This window comes from Phenylobacterium aquaticum (assembly GCF_947378715.1).
Lineage (GTDB): Bacteria > Pseudomonadota > Alphaproteobacteria > Caulobacterales > Caulobacteraceae > Phenylobacterium > Phenylobacterium aquaticum_A.
The window spans coordinates 1-3066 of sequence record NZ_CANCLE010000274.1 but is presented as its reverse complement, the minus strand read 5'-3'; the positions used below and the strand labels follow the sequence as shown (position 1 = coordinate 3066).

Sequence of the window (3066 nt, the reverse complement as noted above, 5' to 3'; positions counted from 1 at the left end):
GGCTGGATACGCCCGCCCTTGGCCGCACAGGCCTTGGCGTCCGGGCCCTGCGCCACCGGGACGGTCTGGGGATCGGCCGGGGCGGGCGTCGGCGCACAGGCGGCGAGCATCAGGGCGGTCATGAGCGCGAGACCGAGGCGCAGGGCGTTTCGCATGACACTCCTTGGGGCTGGCCTTAGGGCTGGCATTGGGGCTGGCGCCTTGAGGCAGGGCCACCACATCTTCACCCAGGGTCAGCGCGTGGCAATGGGAGACGAGGCATGGGCGATCAGATCTGGCTGGCGGCGGGGGTGCGTTCGCCCTTCGCCAAGGTGGACGGGCCGCTCGCGGGCCTCGACGCCATCGGGCTGTCGGTCCCGGTGGTCCAGGCGATGGCTGAGCGGGCCAGCGGCAAACCGGATCTGCTGGTCTGGGGGGCGGTGATCCCCAATCTGACCTGGAGCAACATCGCCCGCGAGGTGGTGCTGGACGCCGGCCTCGACCCCACCATCCCGGCCTATGGGACGGTGATGGCCTGTTCCACCAGCATGGCCGGGGCCTTCCAGGCGGCGGGGCTGCTGGACGGGCGGGGCCGCGACCTGGCCCTGGTGGGCGGCGCCGAGAGCATGAGCCAGGTGCAGATCGGCCTGTCGCAGCGGCTGTCCAACCGCTTCCGCGCCGTGCAGCAGGCGCGGACGGGCGGCGACCGGCTGAGGGCGCTGGCGGCGACAAGGCCCGCCGACATCGGCCTGTTCATCCCCAGCGTGGTCAACCGCACCACCGGCATGAGCATGGGCGAGCATACCGAGATCACCGCCAAGCAGTGGGGCATCGGCCGCGAGGCCCAGGACGCCGTGGCCCTGGCCAGCCACCGGACGGCGGTGGCGGCGTGGGCGGCGGGCTTCTTCAAGGACCTGGTGATCCCGGTGGCGGGGATGGAGCGCGACAATATCCCGCGCGCCGACACCTCCCCGGAGCGGCTGGCGAAGCTGAGGCCCGCCTTCGACCGGACCAGCGGCCAGGGCAGCCTGACGGCCGGCAATTCCTCGCCGCTGACCGACGGGGCGGCGGCCCTGTGGGCGGCGACCGAGGCCGGTCTGAAGCGCCTGCCCGCGGCGACGCCGAGGGTGAAGCTGGTCGACTATGAAATCACCTCGATCGACCTGCGCCATGAGGGGCTGTTGATGGCGCCGGCCTATGGGGTTCCGCGGCTGCTGGCGCGAAACGGCCTGACCTATGGCGACATCGGGCTGTGGGAGATCCACGAGGCGTTCGCCGCCCAGCTGCTGTTCCACATCAAGGCCTGGGAGGACCGGGGCTTCGTGCGTGACAAGGCCGGGGTGGCGGTCGATCTCGGCGACTTTCCGCGCGCGCGGGTCAATCCGACCGGCGGCAGCGTGGCCCTGGGCCATCCGTTCGGGGCGACGGGGGCGCGGATCCTGTCCCAGGCGATCCAGGAACTGGCGGCGCGGGGCAAGGGCGAGCGGGCCATCGTCTCGATCTGCGCGGACGGCGGCCAGGGGACCATGGCGCTTCTGGAAGCCGCCTAGTCCAGCCACCCTCGGGCGCGCAGCTCGGCGATACGGTTGCGGGCGACGGGGGCGACGAGGCCGTTGGTGAGGGTCAGGCTGGCGGCGCGGCCTAGCGGCGTCGCCTGAATGACAGCGCGACGGGCCACCCACCAGGAGCGGTGGACCTGCAGGCCCTCGAGACCTCCAAGCGCCGCAATCGCTTCGCGCATCGGCATCAGCACCAGGTCGGAGCCTGCGGGGGTGTGGATGCGGACATAGTGGTCCTCCATCTGCAGGCACAGGGCCTGGTCGCGGAGGCGGGCGGGGAGGCGGGGATCGTCGGGCGCGCCGGCCGTCGGCGGGGGCGGCGACGCGACCCGCCCCTCGAACCACAGCATGGCGATGACCAGCGGCGCGGCGACGAACAGGGTCTGGCTGTACCAGTCGAGCGGGCTGAGGAAGTCGGTGTGGCGTGGCCAGGCGGTGCGGCCGATCAGGGCGGCGACGGCGGCGAGCGGGGCGCAGGACAGGATGATCCCGACGCCGATCGCGAAGGCGCGGGGCAGGCGCCAGCGGAGGCCGATCACCATGGCCAGGCCGACGCCCAGGCTGAGGATCAGGGTTCCCAGCCAGAGCAGCGCGGTCCAATAGGCCATGCGCGCGACCAGGCTGTCATTGAGATAGCTGCCGAACGGCCCGACGACCCCCAGAGCCAAGCCGACGACGGTGGCCCGGGTGAGCCGCCGCGCCCACAGGGTCGGATCGCTGATCACATCGCTCAAGCGCATGGCGCGATCTTAGGCTGGCCGGACAAGCCCCGGCAACGCGCCGCTTCGCCCGCCGCCGCAGCCATTGGCCCATTGGCGAAGACGGGCTCGAAATCCGCCGCCGGTCCTGGCGCCAATGGCTTCTGATTTACGGAGGACCGCATGTCGACCCTGATCCCACCTGCCGACCGCATCGAGGCCGGCGCTCCCACATCGAACGCCTTGCCCCTATCGCCTGCCCTGGCCATGGCGGCCATGTCCGGCTGCCTGCTGGCCCTGAGCTATGGATTGCATCCCCTGTGGCCCGCCGCCTGGCTGGCCCCGGCCCCGGTGCTGGCGGCCGCGATCGCCGGTCCTCGGGGGCGGGCCTGGACGCTGGGGGCGGTGATGGGGCTGATCGGCGGGACCAGCACCTTTGGCTATTATCTGTTCGTCATGGGCTGGGTCCCGGCGGTGATGATCACCGCCCTGCATGTCCTGCTGTGGGCCGGGGCCGTGCGGTTCGCGACCTCGATGACCCGGCGCCTGCCCCTGGCGGCGGCGGTGTTCGCCCTGCCGGCATTCCTGGCGGGGATCGAGACCCTGGTCCTGGCCCTGTCGCCGCACGGCAGCGCCGGCAGCCTGGCCTATAGCCAGATGGAGGCCCTGGCCGTGATCCAGGTCGCGGCCCTGGGCGGGGTTCCGGCCCTGGTCTTCGTGGTGTTGGCGCCCGGCGCCTGGCTGGGCCTGGCGGTGGGGCGACTTATGGGCGCGGCGCTGCCGGGGCGCGGACTGGCGGTGGCGGCGGTCCTGGTCGGTGCGGTCGTGGC

General features: G+C 72.4%; 3 protein-coding genes. 2 read left to right on the top strand and 1 reads right to left on the bottom strand.

Annotated elements, in window-relative coordinates; genetic code table 11:
- Positions 1-260: 260 nt before the first annotated feature.
- Positions 261-1529 (top strand): acetyl-CoA C-acyltransferase, encoded by a 1269-nt coding sequence (locus Q7P21_RS20430; RefSeq protein ID WP_304180253.1) that lies wholly within the window; start codon positions 261-263, stop codon positions 1527-1529.
- On the opposite strand, the gene Q7P21_RS20425 is transcribed toward Q7P21_RS20430, so the two are convergent.
- Positions 1526-2278, bottom strand: a complete 753-nt coding sequence (locus tag Q7P21_RS20425; RefSeq protein ID WP_304170781.1) for a LytTR family DNA-binding domain-containing protein — start codon at positions 2276-2278, stop codon at positions 1526-1528. The genes Q7P21_RS20430 and Q7P21_RS20425 overlap by 4 nt on opposite strands.
- Before the next feature lie 141 nt (positions 2279-2419).
- Between Q7P21_RS20425 and Q7P21_RS20420 the strand changes: the two genes are divergently transcribed.
- A partial coding sequence (locus Q7P21_RS20420; RefSeq protein ID WP_304180250.1) for a hypothetical protein occupies positions 2420-3066 on the top strand: 647 nt, incomplete at its 3' end.